The sequence below is a fragment of the Rhodopirellula sp. SH410 genome (assembly GCF_055811895.1).
Genome location: NZ_CM147949.1, coordinates 701,975 through 718,313 on the forward strand (window position 1 = coordinate 701,975; position 16,339 = coordinate 718,313).

Consider the following 16,339-nt stretch of genomic DNA (forward strand, 5'->3'; position numbering starts at 1 on the left):
CTTCCGTGATTTGTTTGCGGTGGTACCGCTCCAGCCAGCAAACGAGCGATTTGAGTGCGGAAAAGTCAATTATCCCGATTTGGTCAGATCGGCCAATCCCGATTTCCATCGCGTTGCGAGGGATGGTTCTGGGAGGGGCGTTTTCGGGCACAGGTGCTCCTCGATGACGCGAGTTTATTGGCGTGTGCGGCCTACGTGGATCTCAACCCGATTCGCGCCGCCATGGCGGAAACGCCTGAATCAAGCAAATACACCGGAGCCAAGGATCGGATTGACGACTTGACTCAATGCTCAGATCGGACCCGCGAGAGCACCCATGACTGGGAGCGAAGCCGCGGCCGCCAGCACAGCGGCTGGATGAGTCCAATCGAAATTGACGAGCAGAGCGATCCCGTCGGGCCGCACCTGGATCATTCGGGCAGACGAGGCAGCCTGAAAGGTTTCCTAAGTGTCTCGTTGGCCAGCTATCTGGAATTGCTCGACTGGACGGGCCGTCAACTCCGCAGTGACAAGGTCGGTGCGATCCCCGCGCACTTGCAGCCGATCCTCACACGTATGGGCTTGGATACCCATGCCTGGTGCGACGTCGTGAGCCGATTTGGGCGAGTGTTCAAGCGAGCAGCGGGTAGTCCAGAACACCTCGCCGACGAAGCCAGCCGTCGCGGTCAAGGTTGGCTCTGCGCCCGTGACAACCCACTCGGGATATCGTCGGCCTGACCGTCTTCGGAAAACCTTCCACTTTGATTCCCTCCGGGGTCGCTGCTGCGCCGATATCGGAGAATCGGATCAGAATCAGCCCAATGCTCGGTGGCGGCACTCTGCGGGGACCGGATCGTAGCTAAATCGGCCAAAAAACAAGCCGCAGGCCGGGCTGAAAAGTGGGTGGCCCTCTTTTCCGCTTTTCCGGGCTGAAAAGTGGGTGGCCCTCTTTTCTCCTCTTTTCCTTTTCTCTCTTTTCCTCTTTGGGATGCGAAATCAAGTTTGATTAAACCGACGTGACGCGGTGGGTGGGTTCGGGGCGTCCGGGGCGGAAGGCTTCAATCTGTTCGATTTTCATGGTCGCCTGAAGTTTCTCGGCGACTTGCGCGAGTACCTTTTCGACGAGTGGACGGAGCGACTCGGGGGCCAAACATACGCGAGCATTGACGACCATCTTAACCTCGTCGGCCGAGCTTTCACTGGCCACCGACAGCATTGTCTCGGTGTCGCTGCTGACGAGGTTGGCAACGCTCACGCGGTCGGCCGAGGAACAAAGGATTTTCAAGTGAGCGGGCTCGGCATCGATTTCCGCTAACTGATTGCGGATCGCTTCGAGCGTTCGCATGGCGAGGTCATCGATCACCATGCTTTGTTCGGAGTTGAAGTTGGCGGTCGCATTGAGCCACCCGAGTTCCGCTTCGCCTTCGGCGTACACGTCGTAGTCAACGTCCATCAGGCTGCTGCGCGGGGACGCTGGTGCTTGCAGCGCCTCGTAGAGTTGGTCGAGATTCTCACCCGTGCGTGCGGAGAGACAGATGATTTTTCGACCCGGATATTGCTCGTCGATATGGTGGCGCAGCAACTGAACTTGTTCGTCGCTAAGTTCATCGATCCGGTTGATCAACACCAGTTCGGACTCTTCGAGTTGCTTGCGAAAGATGTATTCAGCCTGCGGCGAAAATCCGGCTTGCCCGCTGGCGAGAATCCGCAGCGCGTGACTGGGTTTGAGCAACACCGCATAGGGACTGTGGTCGAATTGCTCTCCCATCTGCTGCATCATGGGCAGAGCGATCGTGGCAACCAAATCGGTACAGCTTCCGACGGGTTCCGCCAGCACCACGTCAGGGCGTTGGCGAGTTTCGAACTCCGCCATCGCATCGGTCAGGCCGTTGAAGTTGCAGCAAAAGCAGGAGCCTGCGACTTCATTGACATCCAAGCCTTCACTGCGGAGCAATTCCGTGTCCACCAATCCCGCAGCCTGGTCGTTGGTGACGACGCAGACATGCTTGCCATCGGCTTGGAATCGCCGCGCCAGTTTTGAGATCAACGTGGTTTTTCCCGCACCGAGGAACCCGCCGATCATGATGAATTTAGTTGGGCTGGACATGGCGTGAGCTCAGAGGGGAAGGGGCAGGGGCAGGATGAATGTCCTGGTGAGGCGCCCACATTCTAGTAGAACATTCTGACGAACGCCAGAATGTTCGGCCGAGATACGCGGGCTCGTAGGATGGGGCCATCGTTCCGTCGGAGACCGTCTCGCGCGCTCGGGACAATGGTCCCAACCGACACTACGATGCGTTTCCTCGTCGCGATGAGGTCAGGTATGTGTATCCTGCCAGTGCCTTTTCGTAGGCAGCGACGGTTTGCCCGGCTTGCTGGTGGTTGATGCGACCGCAGTCGATCGCGTTTTCGACGGCACCCTGAATCGCTTCGACCAGTTCTCGACCTTCATACTGAACATAGCTGAGGACTTCGGAAACGGTATCGCCTTTGACGATAGAGCGAATCTTAGTGACGTCGCCATCAAGTTCGACGTGCACGGCGTGGGTATCGCCAAAGAGGTTGTGCAGATCGCCGAGGATTTCTTGATAGGCACCGACCATGAACACGGCGAGTTGGTAGGGTTCCCCGGCTCGCAATGGGTGCAGCATCAGCGTTTGCGTGCGGCGTCCATCACCGACGAACGAGTCGATTTTGCCATCACTGTCACAGGTGATATCGCCGAGGACCGCATGACGGGTGGGGCGCTCGAGCAAGCGATGAATTGGCATGATTGGAAACAACTGATCGATCGCCCACGAATCAGGCATGGACTGGAACAGCGAGAAATTGGCGAAGTAAATATCCGACAGCATGCGGTCGAGATCACATAGATCTTCGGGAATCTCATCGAGTTCAGCGGCAAAATCTCGGGCGCGGTGACAGATCGCAAAATACAGGGTTTCCGCGGCAACGCGTTGCTCCAGAGGCAGGTACCCGCCGCTGAACAGGTTCATGCACAAATCGAGTGCGACTTGAGCATCGTGAAATGTTTCCAGCATATTGCCGGGGGTCATCAGCTTGTACTGTTCCCAGAGGTCATGGACGGGTTGTTCGAATTCGAGGGGCGGTCCGTCGGGCTCGTCGCTGCGTAGTTGTCGTCCACGAACCTCTTCGCTGAGCTCGTCTTCGCCGAGATTGTTGTCGTCGCCCACCTCACTTGCTTCGGCGGCCCGGGCGACTAGTTTTTCATCCGCCGGCACGCGCGCCCAGCTCGGCAGGCTCCCGCCGCCTTGTGACGTCACGCCGAGCGTCTCCATCACCAAGACACTGTGTTGCGCCGCGACGGCTCGACCGCTCTCGGAAATCAATTGCGGATGCGGCACTTCGGCTTCATCGCAGACGCTTTGAACATGGTAGACGACGTCATTGGCGTACTCTTGAATCGTATAGTTCATGCTCGATTCGTTGTCGGATTGGGAGCCATCGTAATCCACCCCGAGGCCCCCGCCGACATCGAGGTATCCCATTGCGGCGCCGCGTTTTTTCAGATCCACGTAGACCCTCGCCGCTTCCAGAATCGCAGATTTTAACTGCCGGATATTGCCGATCTGGCTACCAACATGAAAATGCAATAGTTGGAAACAGTCACCCATGTCCATCTCGATCAAGCGATCGAGTTGGGCCAGGACTTCGGCGACCGTCAGGCCGAATTTGCTGCGGTATCCGCCGCTGGCCTGCCACCGTCCGCTTCCGCGGGTGGCGAGTTTGACCCGGATCCCAAAGGTCGGTCGCACGCCGACTTCTTCGGCAACCCGCAGGATCAGATCCAGTTCGCTGACCTTCTCGACGACGGGGATCACGGTCCGGCCGAGCCGTTGGGCGTGCAGCGCCAAGCGAATGAATTCCTCATCCTTGAAGCCGTTGCACACGATCGGTAGTTCGAGCGTGCCCATGGCGACGGCCGCAAGCAATTCTGGTTTGCTACCAGCCTCGATGCCAAAACCGAGCTGCGCGCCCTCGCTGACGATCTGCTGCACGACTTCGCGTTGTTGGTTCACCTTGATCGGGAACACGCAGCGGTATCGATTGCCGTAGTCGTGGTCCTCGATCGCTTTTTGAAAGCACTGGGCGAGGCGGCGGAGCCGATCCCGGAGAATGCCATTGAAGCGGATCAATATTGGCAGCTCCAACCCACGGTCGACCAATCGATCGACCAGCTTTTTCAGATCAATGGATTCCGGTTTGTTGGGGTCGGGCGATACCAGGACGGTGCCGTCCTCGGAGATCGAAAAGTATCCGTCGCCCCATCGCTCGATCCCATACATCGCCGCCGCATCCTCAATCGCCCAGGACTCGTCGGTAGGGGTATGGGCCATCGCCAAGTGTTCGTTCACAGGTTTCACATCCGGGGTGCAGGTGTCGTCCAATTCTCACAATCGGACCGCGTTGCATTATCCACGTACCGAGCATCTCGGCAACGCGGCTAGTTGTGCTGGGCAAGGTCGCCACGGGCTGCTCCGCTGCGGATGTTTACTTGTGACGCAACACGCGAGGTCAGCGGCGATTCTGGAAGCCGGAGATGCCTTTGAAGAGTAGGCTCAATCCAGTCGAGCCACAGAAGAAGATGCCTGCGATCGCTTTGAACGGGCGTTTGGCCTCGACTTCGCCCATCAAGACGAGAGCGAGCAAGACGATACAGGCGATTGCCAAGCCCAAGAACACCACCCCGCCGCTGATACAAGCAACGGCCCCGAGCGTCGAGCCGGCTCCGCCCCCGGACGACTGTTGTCGATTGGCCTCCTGTTGGGCTTGCTCCAGGTGTCCACCGGCCGAGCGATAGCTGGCCGCGGGCGCTGGGTTGGGCGGAGCGTAGCCGCCGCCCGCATAGGCCGCCGGCGATGGAGAGGTGCCGAACAGGCTGATGAGTCCCCAGATGGCTCCCCCCAAGGCAAAGGGATATAGAAGAAAGCCGACACAGGGACCGCACATCAAAATGGCGGGCACAATCGCCACGAGGCACGTCGCGATATTGAGCCACCGAGGGGCTCCGATGAGCATGCCGACGGCACCGGCGATCACGACCAAAAGATTCATCGCCACCACGCCGAAGATGATAAAAATCACCGTCGAGGCGCCAGCGGTCGTGGAAGCATCGCCGCGGAGATTGAGGACGATCGTCAAGCCAACAAGCAGCAGCGCCAGCGCATTGGGGATGGCAATCAGCAACCCTTGCCATCGCAGATGGGGTTTGCCGGCACGGGATTTCGTCAGGCGCCCCGTAGCAGGGGCCCCCGGGGGTGAGGCGTATGGATTCTGACCGAGCGGGCTGGCCTGGTGCGAAGCGGGTCTTGCGCCCCCACCATACGTGGCTGCGGGCGAGGTGGGCAGGTTGCCGAAAATGGAGTCGCTGGGGGTTAGGGCTGCCGGTCGCGGGGATACCGGTGACGCAGGCCCCGTCCCCGATGACGGGACCGTCCCCGATGAGGGGACCGTCAGTTTGGTGGAGCACTTCGGGCACTGGAACGTGGACGTCCCCGCTTGGGTGGGCAGTCGCATCTGCACCTGGCACGTCGGGCACCGGGTCGTCCGTGGCTGGGGGGACCCTTGCGGAACTGCCTGCTGGGGGGCGGCCGGCTTGCGGGCTGGCCGGTTGGGCGTCGCGGGGCGAACGGGGGCTTTCCCCGTGGTGGACTGGGGCGACGACGTCGGCCCCGGTGTTACCTTGCGATCGACCAGGTACACTTCCCGGCATTTGGGGCAACGGACCTGCTTGCCCCGCATCTCGTCGGGGATGCTCAGTCGCTGAGCACACTTGGTGCAGGTCAGAACGAGAGCCATCGGCGTCGCTCGCAAGTGGGGGGATGAGAAAAGAGCGTTTATTCTAATCCCCGCTGCGGCACCCGCATCAGGTTCGAACGCAAAAACTCAGTGTTCATCTGACGGAAGGTGCGCGGGAGCACAGTGGAAAGTTTTTTAGGGCATCGCTCCGGTATCCAATCTGTTTTCAAAGAAGCGTCCCTGCCGAACGGATGTTTGGCAGGGACTGGCAACACCATGGGTGTATCATCGACCGGGATATCCCTTGCCAAGCCCGCACCCCTGCAGAGCGTCGCTCCGTTTTTCCCGGCGGGCCCAGTCTAATTTCCCGGCAAGCAGTCGAACGCTGTCAATCCAATCCCACAAATGAATCATGAGGCAATTGAGACAGTACTCCAAAACCTCCGGCGCACGCTTCCGTCGGATGATCCAGAACTCAGCGTTCTCGGAACAATTCGCTGATCGATTGGTCGTGGTGGATGCGTTTAATCGCTTCGGCCAACAACGGAGCGATCGACAACTGGACCAAATTGGGGAGCAATTTGTCTTTTGAGAGCGGAATGGTGTCCGTCACGGTGATGGAATCGATCGGTGCATCCCGCAGTCGCTCGACCGCGGGACCGCAAAAGATGCCGTGCGTGCATGCGATATGGATTTCCTTGGCGCCGAATTCGTGGACGAGTCTCGCCGCACCACAAATGGACCCTGCCGTGCTGATCATGTCGTCGAACAACAGCGCGATCCGGCCTTCGACGGGGCCCCCAATGATCGTGCTCTGGCGCACTTCGAGCGCGCTGCTGCGTCGTTTGTCGACAATGGCGAGTGTGCCGCCGAGTCGTTTGCCGTGTCCGACGGCGCGTTTGATGCTGCCCTCATCGGGACTGACGACGACGATTTCTTCGCCATCAAAACGACGACTGAGAAAATGATCGTTGATGACCGGGGCGGCGTAGAGGTGGTCGACCGGAACGTCAAAGAAGCCTTGGATTTGGGCCGCGTGAAGGTCCATCGTGAGCACCCGATCGGCACCCGCACGGGTGATCAGGTTCGCCACGAGTTTGGCCGTGATCGGCACCCGACCTTCGTCTTTGCGGTCCTGGCGGGCGTAACCGAAGTACGGGATCACTGCGGTAATACGCTCGGCGCTGGCGCGTTTGCAGCAGTCGATCATCGTCAGCAGTTCGATCAGATTGTCGTTGACCGGTGGGCATGTCGGCTGCATCAAGAAGACGTCGCGACCGCGCACATCTTCATCGAGTTTGCAGAAATTTTCACCGTCGGGGAACTGTCCGAGCGTGATCCGGGCCGGTTTGAGGTGCAGGTGCCGGCAGAGTTTTTCAGCGAGTTCCGGATTGCCGCGGCCGCTGAAGATTTTGAGTTCACGCATATCCCATCGCTCGCATCGTTTGATCGACAAGTTGAAGTTCGGACGGATTGTTGATCGACAACGATTCGCAATCCTTCAGTACCGGCAGCGCCTCGACCGGACGACCGGCCTCATTGAGTAATCGGGCGCAGTCGGTGAGATAATATTCGCCTTGGGCGTTGTCATTACTAAGGTGTTCAAGCGCCCAGAGGAGGTCGGGCGTCGAGAACAGATAGGTGCTCATGTTCACTTCGGTGATTTCAAGCTGTTCCGGCGTGGCGTCTTTGTGTTCGACAATCCCGGTGAAGTGACCCGCGGAATCTCGCACAATTCGCCCCAATCCCGTCGGGTCGTCTTTCTTGAGCGTGCCCAGCAGCAGGGCTGGACGGGTCTCGTCAAAATGAGCGACCAGTTTCCGCAGGCTTTCCGCTTGGATCAGCGGAGAGTCACCCGCGATCACGAGGGTCAGGCCATCGTGGCCGGCGAGGTGCTCGCAACACATCTGAACGGCGTGACCGGTCCCCAATTGTTCGTTTTGCTCGGCAAAGACGATGTCCGCGTCACCGCGAGCGTTGAGTTCGTCCCGAACGGCTTGTTTTTCATATCCGACAACCACCACCTTTTTGCCGAATCCTGCCTCCGACGCGGCATCAAGCACGAAGTGGATCATCGGGCGATCGACGACGGGACACAGGACCTTCGGTAGGTCGCTGTTCATGCGAGTGCCCTTGCCAGCAGCCAAAATCACGGCCACTGCAGTAGGGACGGGAGCGGGGACAGGGTCAGTCATGGGGTGGTCAGTGGGGGCCGATGGAATAAGGAGTGATGTGCTTGGGCACTCTGCGGTGCCCAATCGTCCTCTGTCAAGCTGAATCGGGCAACCGGGCTGCCATGGCAATGCTGCGACTGCTCTTGCGACACGGTCAACGGGGTTGCTAATCTGATTGTTGACCCATGCTCCGGGAATGTTTTCTGTTCGAACGAATAAAATACGCTTTAGAAAACGCGATGACCGAGTCGATACTAACTGTGTTCTCACTCATCTGCGCTTGCGAAGTCTCCACTGATTCTGACGGAATGCATCCTGGGACAAGGATTGCGGCGCTGGTAACCGAACCCGAGAATTGTCACTCAGACGTACGAATTTTGCTGGGAAACCAACCTGTTCGTGTGTTCACGAGTCGACTCGGTTGCCGCACAGCCCAATTCTAAAACCGTTTCTGACGAGATTCACTTTATTGTCAATTGTCCACCTGTTTGGAGGGCGAGCACCCACGACGGGTGACAATTGGAGATCGTCAGGTTCCGCTTTCCTCCCAGGGAGCCAGTGAAGATGCAAATTTACGGACCATTTCGACTTTCGACCGCCGCGCCAACCTCGTCGGCTGCAAGTACTGCTGCGACGAATCGCAGTACCAATCGACTCGCGACACCGAACGCGTCAAAAACGTCGTCGGCGCCCGTGGATCAATTGGATTTATCGTCGAGTGCCAAAGCTGCCACCAGTGCGCCAACGAATCGGATGCTGGAAAGCTCCCCGATCGCCGGTGGCGGAGACATTCGTGTCGATCGAGTCGCCGACCTCCGCCGCCAAATCGCTCAAGGCAATTACGATACGCCTGAGAAGATGGACATGGCATTGGACCGCTTCCTCGACGGCTTCGCCTGATGAACCGAATGCCGTAAGGCATCGGGTAACACGCGCGGCACCCAGACTGCGAACATGCACGGGTTGGCCGGTGGCCGAGCTGGCTGCATGCTCTTGGGGAATGCAGCTGTGCGGCGGGCTGGATATTGAAAAAGCTAAACTGAAAAATGCAAATTGCCTTGCGATGGCTTAGCAGTTTGCATTTTTCAATGAATCACACGTCTGAGTTCAGCCTTTGAGTGACTCAAACGTTCGCAAGCGATATCCAATGCGCGTGTAGTCGAGCAGATTGCACAGCGCGCGGGCCGCGATACCGAATCCATCGGGGCCGCTGAAGCCGCCGAATTGGCCGCCGCCACGAACATGCGGTTCGAGGTCCAAGAACACGCCGTCGGCACCACGGTCGACCATCCGCTGGTTCAGGGTTGGCAAAAACTCACGCAGATCTTTCATGATCGCTTCGTGCGCGCTGTCGCCACGGTCGGCGGGGACGAAATGGCTGGCCGATTCCTCGTCGACGTGCTCGACGCGGCCCCGCAGTCCCGGGTCACTGTAGTCCTTGATGTGCAGCCAACCGAGTGAGGGTTTCATCGCTTGGTACTCTTCGTACACCTGATCGGGTGTGAATCCTTGCATGGCGATGTTCGCCCCATCGAAAATGGTCAGCATCGCAGGATGGTTAACCTTCGCAGCGATATCAGCGAGCAGTTTCCCTGTTTGTCCGACCAGGTTGGCTTCGACCTCCAGCCCGAACGTCAGGCCGCGGGCGTCGCAGGCCTCGGCGATTTGGCCCAATTGATCAGCGACGAGGTCAATATGATCTTCCGGCGCGGTGCCTTTGGGGTGATAGAAGGAGAACCCTCGCAGCAATTTGGACCCAAACGCTTCGGCACGATCGCAGGCGATCGACACGTCTTCACGCAGGTACTTCTCGAACGGGATGAACTTATTTGCCGTCCCGTCGTCGATATCGAGCAATTTGACTTTGCCGATCGGTGAGCCGATGCTCGAAACCTTCAGCCCATAATCGGAGTGCATCTGCTGCAGCAGTTTGATTTCGGCGTCGTCGAGTGCCATCACGTTCTTGATGCCGCCGCCCACATCGACAAAACGAATCGAGTAGTACTCCAGTCCAATGGCGGCGAGGGCAGCAAACTGTTCGTTGGCTTGCTTGGAGAGTGCGGACTCGTCAGCGAAACCGCTGAGCAAAACGATTGGTGCGGAATTCATTAAAAAGGATATCCGAAGGCGAAGGTGATCAATGTCAACGGCTGTTCAGTGTGCGATAATATGGTCCGGGAGTGAACCCCGCAGCTCGAACCAATTTCTCGAACGCAGCAACGCTTGGCACCGATGAATCCCTTTCAGTTCCAGCCCGCCTTTACGATCGACGTTCCCGTCGACCAAGACCGAGCGATGGCACGCTTGAAGTCGGCGATCGCGAGTGAGGAGCTGCGCGGGGGCGCTGAAGCGGCGGGAATGGTGATTGACTTTAAAATTGCGCCCGCGGAACGCCGATTTTGGTCCCCACACTTGTCCGCCCAGTGCAGTGCGACGGAGGAGGGGACGCGAATCTTTGCTCGCTTCTCGCCACGTCCCGAAGTTTGGACGATGTTCATCGCAATCTACTTTGTCGTCGCGATCCTGATCTGCCTGGCGATGACGGTTGGCTACGTCCAGTGGTCACTCGGCTACGCTCCCTGGTCGTTGGCAGCTGTTCCGATCGGCCTGCTGCTGATTGCGGGCTTGCACGTCGCCAGCTTGGTCGGCCAGCAGCTCAGCGCTGACCAGATGACGCTACTGCGTAGCCGGCTCGACCGCGCAGTCGAAATCGCATTTGACGAATCGGACTCGTAGCTTCGGACCATTGTCCCGGGCGGGAGTTTTGACGAGGGACGCATCCCAGCGATATTTGGGGAGGGGGGAAAGGTTTCCTCCTGCGATCGCAAGCAGCGTTACTCCTAACTTCCGCACGCATCACACCGCGTCAGCGGTTGCGATCGCTGTGTCGAATTCATCGCGTGAATGTTCTGTATGCGTGATCCCTGGCACGCGGGGCAGTGTCTCACCGCCTTGATGTCCCAGGTATCGGCGGTGGCAATGCACTTCGAGTCGTGGGCATGAATCCAGGAAAGCGACTCGTGCAATGCGGTCTCCAGCTGCCTCAGCGTCGGCGAGACGAACTCACCGAGGGCGATGAGTTGTTGCATCTCCGCGGTATCGCTGCGGGTGGGAATGATGGCGACGAAGACCGCTCCGGCTCGGGCGGCGTGGATGACGGACTGCACAGCATCGTCGATACAGCGATTCGGATCGGCGTGCGGCAACTGCAGCATCACGAAACACCGCAGAGCGATGTCATTGCGGCCCAGGAACTCGGCCGCACGAGCGAAATCGTCCAGTGTCATCTGTTTCTGCTGGCGTGCCAACACATCGGGCTGGGCTGTCTCCAGCCCCACGGCGACTTCGAGTTGGGGAGTGAGCCGATCGCGAAATCGCAACAAGCGATCGCCACACATGGTGGCGTGATTTTCCACGATCACGCGTTCGAAGGGTTCGCAGAGTTTGGCAATCGCGGGCCAGTCCGCGGGCGGGATACTCAGCGGATCGGTGAAGTTGCCACCATTGTAGAGTTTGATGGCCCAGGTCCCGACAGGGAATGTCATGGACGCCGTGGCGGCGGCGATCTGCTGCGGGATCGACCCAGCCGGAGTCGGCTCGGGGTGGTTGTGTTTCCAGAGATCGCAAAACACACATTCAACCGGGCATCGCCGGGCCGTTAGCAACAGCGTCAGTGTGGGGCGCGTCCGGTTTTCACCGATCGGTTCCTGCTCGACGCTGACCCCGTAGGCACGTGGTTCACGCGGATTCGAAACGGGGTCTGACCCGTTAGAGTGAGCGTCTTGTGCCATCGTGCCGGTGGTTGATAGAGCGGGGCCGACGTCTTCTTGAGATCACGAACACAGTTCGCGAAACGCCCTGCGATATTCCATGGGCGATTGCGGGAAAATGCGATCGAAGGTGTCTCGCGAAACGGCGCCGTGTTGGAAGCGTCGTTTCTCAAAGGTCGGCATCTCGATGCCTGTCACCGATTTCACTCCCGCGGCGACCACGCTGCCTTTGAGCTGATACAGCGACTCGTGATCCCAGTCGGTCAGGTCGATGAATGGAATGGCTTCGGCGACTTCGATGACCGAAGGGACCGCAAAGGGGCTGAAGCCGGAAAATCCGAACGCGCGTGCGACGGCGGAAGATCGTGAGTGCCCTCGACTCTGGCCGCCGCTGTAGGTTAGCGAGTGCTTGATCGAGTCAACGCCCCAGCCTTCTTGATACAGCATCAGGTTATTGAGCACGCTGCGGATGGTTAGCTCGGGGTTCTCCTCGATCGGATAGTCCTTGAGGTTTTCGTCGCCGCCGTCGCCATCGACCAACCATCGCCAGTCCGGATATCGTTCTCGGATCGCTTCGGAGAGTGCTGCTGCGAAAGTGGCGGACTGGATATCGAGTGGTTTGTAGTCCTCGACCAGTTCGATTGCCCGCCGCCAATTGACGCTTTCCACTGGGACTTCGACCACTTCGAGCAGTTCGGGAAAGCCGCACTTGTTGGCGAACTCAGCAGCTTGTTTGAAGTCCTCGGACTGGCCATCGACGGCGAGCGAAAACGCTTTCAGTCGAGTGGGGGCTTGCCCGCGTCGCAGCAGCAGATCGTAGAGCACGCAGAGGACCGCCCCGCTATCAATGCCTCCGGAGAACGCCACCCCAATGGGCTCGGTTTCTCCGATTCGATCCAACCAGGCATCGCACACCCGTGCCAACCGTGTGATGTATTCGTGGCCGATCGCGGGGATATTGGCTGGCAAGCGGTTCCGCTGGGGCGTGAAGAAACGCTGGTGGACGGGGTTCGGATCAGGGCATCCGAGGAGCTGCAGTTCGATGAGGTAGTGGGCCGGCACCATCCGCGTGTAGGACGGGTCGAACTGATCTCGCAAGCCTTCGCGTTCGAGCCAGGCAGCGATTTCATCGATGCGCTCGGCGACGACTAAGCACGGTCCAGCCTTCAGTTTGGCCATGAAGTAACGCATCGGTCGCCCGATCGTACGCACCATCCGCACGGTCCGGCCGTCTTTTTCGCAGATCGCGAACTGGCCTTCGATCTTTGAGATGCGGTCGTGGTCGCCACTGCGCACGATCTCCGCAGCCGATTGGCTGGTTTCATTGAGGAGGACGTTGGCCTCCGGGTCCATTAAATTGACAAGCCGGTCAATGGTTTGTTGAGTGCGCATTTAGTGGGTCTCCGGGAACAAGGCATCCAGACACAGTTGACTCCATGTTTCCAACGCATCGTACTGCGATCGCAATTGGGCGATCGTCAGAAACTCTCCGTCGGCAAGCTCGGCTTCGTTGCTGGTCACGTTGGGTTGATCGAGTGTGAAGCGGTGGATCACGCCGAGATGAACGCGTCCGACCTCGTTGGTTGGGTCGTACAGCAAGCCTTCCTGCAGGTCGGTGTAGTCGCACTGGATCGTGACTTCCTCATCGAGTTCACGCCGCATCCCAGTGATATAAGGATCCTCGTCGCCCTCCGCATCCTCGCGGCTGATGTGGCCGCCCACTCCGATGCTTCGTTTGGCGTGCAAGCGAGATTCGCCTGAGCCACCGCCGCGAGTGTAGGTGAACACGCGCACGAGACCATCGCTCGGATCGGTCCACTGCAACACGACGTAGGGGATCAGTTGTTTAAAGCTCGGGTCCGATTCCATCGCGGCCCGAGGCCGATAGGAAAGCTGATCGCTGGCGAGGATCGGGATGAGAAATCGATCGACATCGACCTCAAATCCCTCGAGATGTCCCAGTGAGGAGATGAGGTCGGCGGGAACGACCAAGACGTGTTCTTCAGACATGGGCATTTTTCAAGGGAGGAGGACTTGTCGGATCGGTGTCTACTTTAGCGGCGGCAACGCGCGGACGTCCCAGATGTCCTGAGCGTATTGTGCGATTGTACGGTCGCTGCTGAACCATCCACTGCCGGCGGCATTGAGGATGCTCATCTCGTTCCATTTTGCCGGGTCTTGGTAGACGTTGCCCACTTCGACTTGCGCGTCGATGTAACTTCGCAGGTCAGCGATCGTGACCCAGGGGTCGTGAGGGCTTCGCAGACCGCCTGTCAACAGATCGTAGAGACCGGGGTTTTTCCGGTTGAACGTTCCGCTTTCGAGGGTGCTCATTAAGCGGGCGATGTCGGGGTCCGCTGCGATGATATCGTTGGGGCGATAGTCTTTCTTCGCTTCCACGACTTCCGGGGCGTCGAGGCCGAACAGGAAGAAATTCTCTTCGCCCGCGTTCTCACGAATCTCGATGTTGGCGCCATCGAGGGTTCCGATCGTCAGCGCCCCGTTCATCATGAATTTCATGTTTCCGGTACCCGATGCTTCCTTGCCCGCAGTCGAGATTTGCTCCGACAATTCGGTCGCCGGACAAATGACCTCCATTGATGAGACGCGGTAATTCGGGAAGAACACCATCCGCAGTAGATCACGGCACTTCGGATCCGTGTTCACAACGCTGGCGACGTCATTGACCAATTTGACGATGAGTTTGGCCACATGGTATCCCGGTGCGGCCTTGCCACCGATCAACACGCATCGCGGCACCATGCCAGTGGTTTCGCCGGCCTGGATGCGATCGTACAGGTGGATGACGTGCAGCACGTTGAGGAGTTGGCGTTTGTATTCGTGAATCCGTTTGACTTGCACGTCAAACATAAACGAGGTGTCGAAGTCGACGCCGGTGGTCTGGGTAACGAGCTCAGACAAACGCTTCTTGTTTTCGAGTTTGATCGACTGCCAGCGTTGGTGGAACGTGGCATCGGTCGCGTGTGGGGCGAGTTCTTTGATCTTCGTCAAATCGGTTTGCCAACCATCACCGATCGTTTCATTGAGCAGTTCCCGCAGGCCTGGATTGCAGTGAGCGAGCCAGCGGCGTTGGGTCACCCCGTTGGTCTTGTTATTGAATTTGCGTGGCCACAGTGTGGCGAAGTTCTTGAACAAACCGCTCTCGAGCAGTTGGGTGTGCAGCCCAGCGACCCCGTTGACGGAGAAGCTGCCCACGATTGCCAGGTAGGCCATGCGGATGTGTGGGTTGTCGCTTTCCTCGATCAGCGACATCTCACGCCGCATGCCCACGTCGCCCGGCCATTGTTGATCGACGATTTTGAGGAAGCGGGCGTTGATCTCGTAAATGATCTCGAGTAGTCGCGGCAGCAATCGGCTGAACAATCCGACCGACCAACGCTCCAGAGCCTCCGGCAGCAGCGTGTGGTTGGTGTAGGCCATGCAGCGAGTGGTCACCTCCCATGCTTCGTCCCACTCCAGGCCGTGTTCGTCGAGCAGCAGACGCATCAATTCGGGGACAGCGCAGGCCGGGTGGGTGTCGTTGAGTTGGAAGCAGTTCTTTTGCCCGAACTGCGAAAAATCCTCACCATATTTCTTTACCCATCGGTCCAAGACGTCTTGGAGGGATGCTGAGACGAGGAAGTACTGTTGTTTCAGTCGCAGTTCCTTGCCGTTTTCGCTGGCGTCGTTGGGGTACAACACCATCGAAATTTGCTCTGCATCGTTCTTGGTCGCGACCGCTTCGGTATAGCTGCCGGCGTTGAATTCAGCGAGGTCGAACACATCCGTTGTCGAGGCTTTCCAGAGACGCAGTGTGTTGACGGTGTGGTTGCGGTAGCCCGGGATGGGCATGTCATAGGGCACCGCGAGGACATCTTGGGTATCGACCAATCGCGGGCGCATCTTGCCTTGCGCGTCCGGATACTGCTCCGTGCGACCATAGAATCGGATCCGCCGGCTGCTCTCCGCACGCACGATTTCCCATGGGTTTCCGTCGCGGAGCCAGTGATCGGGGTCTTCGATCTGACGCCCCTCTTCGATGCGTTGGTGGAACATGCCGTACTCGTAACGGATGCCATATCCAACGACCGGCAACTGCAGGTTCGCGCAGCTATCCAGGAAACAGGCAGCCAGACGTCCCAGGCCACCATTGCCCAAACCTGCGTCGAGTTCACGGTCTGCGATCTCTTCGATTTCCATTCCATAGGCATGCATCGCCTCGCGAGTGGCATCGTCGAGATCGAGGTTTTGAATCGCATTGGTCAGCGAACGACCGATCAGGAACTCCAGCGAAAGGTAGTAGACCTTGCGGTCATCGCTCTGCCTCATGCGACGTAATGTCTGTTGCCATTCCGGCACCAAGCGGTCACGCACCGAAATCGCCAAGGCCCGATACAAATATCGCTGGTCGGAATCGCTGGTGGGTGTCTGGCCATCGTCGAAGTGACCCAGCGTGACCGTTAGATGTCGGCGGACAGCGGTCGGAAGGTCGAGCTCGCCGAGTGTGAGCGGCGGCTTGGTGGCCGATTTGGGCGTCGACGCAGCTGAATTGGTGAGCGTGTTGGACATGTTCGTTGTGCTTTCGTGGAGAACGTAATGGAGTCCAGAAGAGACCAGTGACCCGTCCCCCCCAGGACATAGGGCCGCCCTGTTGAT

13 protein-coding genes are annotated in these 16,339 nt (G+C 58.6%); 3 read left to right on the forward strand and 10 right to left on the reverse strand.

The window, feature by feature from the left end; genetic code table 11:
* Nucleotides 1-54: 54 nt before the first annotated feature.
* Nucleotides 55-717: a hypothetical protein gene (locus tag SH410x_RS02895; protein WP_473674435.1), complete on the forward strand. Its 663-nt coding sequence runs from the start codon at nucleotides 55-57 to the stop codon at nucleotides 715-717.
* Between the two features lie 268 nt (nucleotides 718-985).
* On the opposite strand, the gene SH410x_RS02900 is transcribed toward SH410x_RS02895, so the two are convergent.
* From SH410x_RS02900 to SH410x_RS02920, 5 genes are all read right to left on the reverse strand, one after another.
* Complete coding sequence (locus SH410x_RS02900) at nucleotides 986-2,086, reverse strand: GTP-binding protein (RefSeq protein ID WP_473674437.1); 1,101 nt, start codon at nucleotides 2,084-2,086, stop codon at nucleotides 986-988.
* Nucleotides 2,087-2,267: 181 nt separating this feature from the next.
* A complete protein-coding gene (gene speA, locus SH410x_RS02905) occupies nucleotides 2,268-4,337 on the reverse strand; it encodes a biosynthetic arginine decarboxylase (protein ID WP_473674440.1) in 2,070 nt (689 codons plus the stop codon).
* A gap of 178 nt (nucleotides 4,338-4,515) precedes the next feature.
* Entirely contained in the window at nucleotides 4,516-5,799 is a 1,284-nt protein-coding gene (locus tag SH410x_RS02910; protein ID WP_473674442.1) for a hypothetical protein, read from the reverse strand.
* 415 nt (nucleotides 5,800-6,214) lie between these two features.
* Entirely contained in the window at nucleotides 6,215-7,165 is a 951-nt protein-coding gene (locus SH410x_RS02915; protein WP_473674444.1) for a ribose-phosphate diphosphokinase, read from the reverse strand.
* Nucleotides 7,158-7,934: a sugar phosphate nucleotidyltransferase gene (locus tag SH410x_RS02920; protein ID WP_473674446.1), complete on the reverse strand. Its 777-nt coding sequence runs from the start codon at nucleotides 7,932-7,934 to the stop codon at nucleotides 7,158-7,160. The genes SH410x_RS02915 and SH410x_RS02920 overlap by 8 nt, the downstream gene beginning before the upstream one ends.
* A 543-nt stretch (nucleotides 7,935-8,477) precedes the next feature.
* On the opposite strand from SH410x_RS02920, the gene SH410x_RS02925 reads away from it, so the two are divergent.
* On the forward strand, nucleotides 8,478-8,813 hold the full coding sequence (locus SH410x_RS02925) for a flagellar biosynthesis anti-sigma factor FlgM (RefSeq protein WP_473674447.1): 336 nt from the start codon (nucleotides 8,478-8,480) through the stop codon (nucleotides 8,811-8,813).
* A 207-nt stretch (nucleotides 8,814-9,020) separates the two neighbouring features.
* Here the strand turns inward: SH410x_RS02925 and SH410x_RS02930 are convergent, their stop codons facing one another.
* Complete coding sequence (locus SH410x_RS02930) at nucleotides 9,021-10,022, reverse strand: sugar phosphate isomerase/epimerase family protein (protein WP_473674449.1); 1,002 nt, start codon at nucleotides 10,020-10,022, stop codon at nucleotides 9,021-9,023.
* A 123-nt stretch (nucleotides 10,023-10,145) separates the two neighbouring features.
* Here SH410x_RS02930 and SH410x_RS02935 point away from each other — a divergent pair, with 123 nt between their 5' ends.
* Complete coding sequence (locus tag SH410x_RS02935; RefSeq protein ID WP_473674451.1) at nucleotides 10,146-10,649, forward strand: hypothetical protein; 504 nt, start codon at nucleotides 10,146-10,148, stop codon at nucleotides 10,647-10,649.
* Between the two features lie 104 nt (nucleotides 10,650-10,753).
* On the opposite strand, the gene SH410x_RS02940 is transcribed toward SH410x_RS02935, so the two are convergent.
* The 4 genes from SH410x_RS02940 to SH410x_RS02955 are packed head-to-tail and all read right to left on the reverse strand — an operon-like array spanning nucleotide 10,754 to nucleotide 16,252.
* A complete protein-coding gene (locus tag SH410x_RS02940) occupies nucleotides 10,754-11,704 on the reverse strand; it encodes a hypothetical protein (protein WP_473674453.1) in 951 nt (316 codons plus the stop codon).
* Between the two features lie 42 nt (nucleotides 11,705-11,746).
* Entirely contained in the window at nucleotides 11,747-13,075 is a 1,329-nt protein-coding gene (locus SH410x_RS02945; protein ID WP_473674455.1) for an asparagine synthase-related protein, read from the reverse strand.
* Entirely contained in the window at nucleotides 13,076-13,693 is a 618-nt protein-coding gene (locus SH410x_RS02950; RefSeq protein WP_473674457.1) for a phosphoesterase, read from the reverse strand.
* Between the two features lie 39 nt (nucleotides 13,694-13,732).
* Nucleotides 13,733-16,252, reverse strand: coding sequence for a glycogen/starch/alpha-glucan phosphorylase (locus tag SH410x_RS02955; protein ID WP_473674459.1), 2,520 nt, complete (start codon nucleotides 16,250-16,252; stop codon nucleotides 13,733-13,735).
* Nucleotides 16,253-16,339 lie beyond the last annotated feature (87 nt).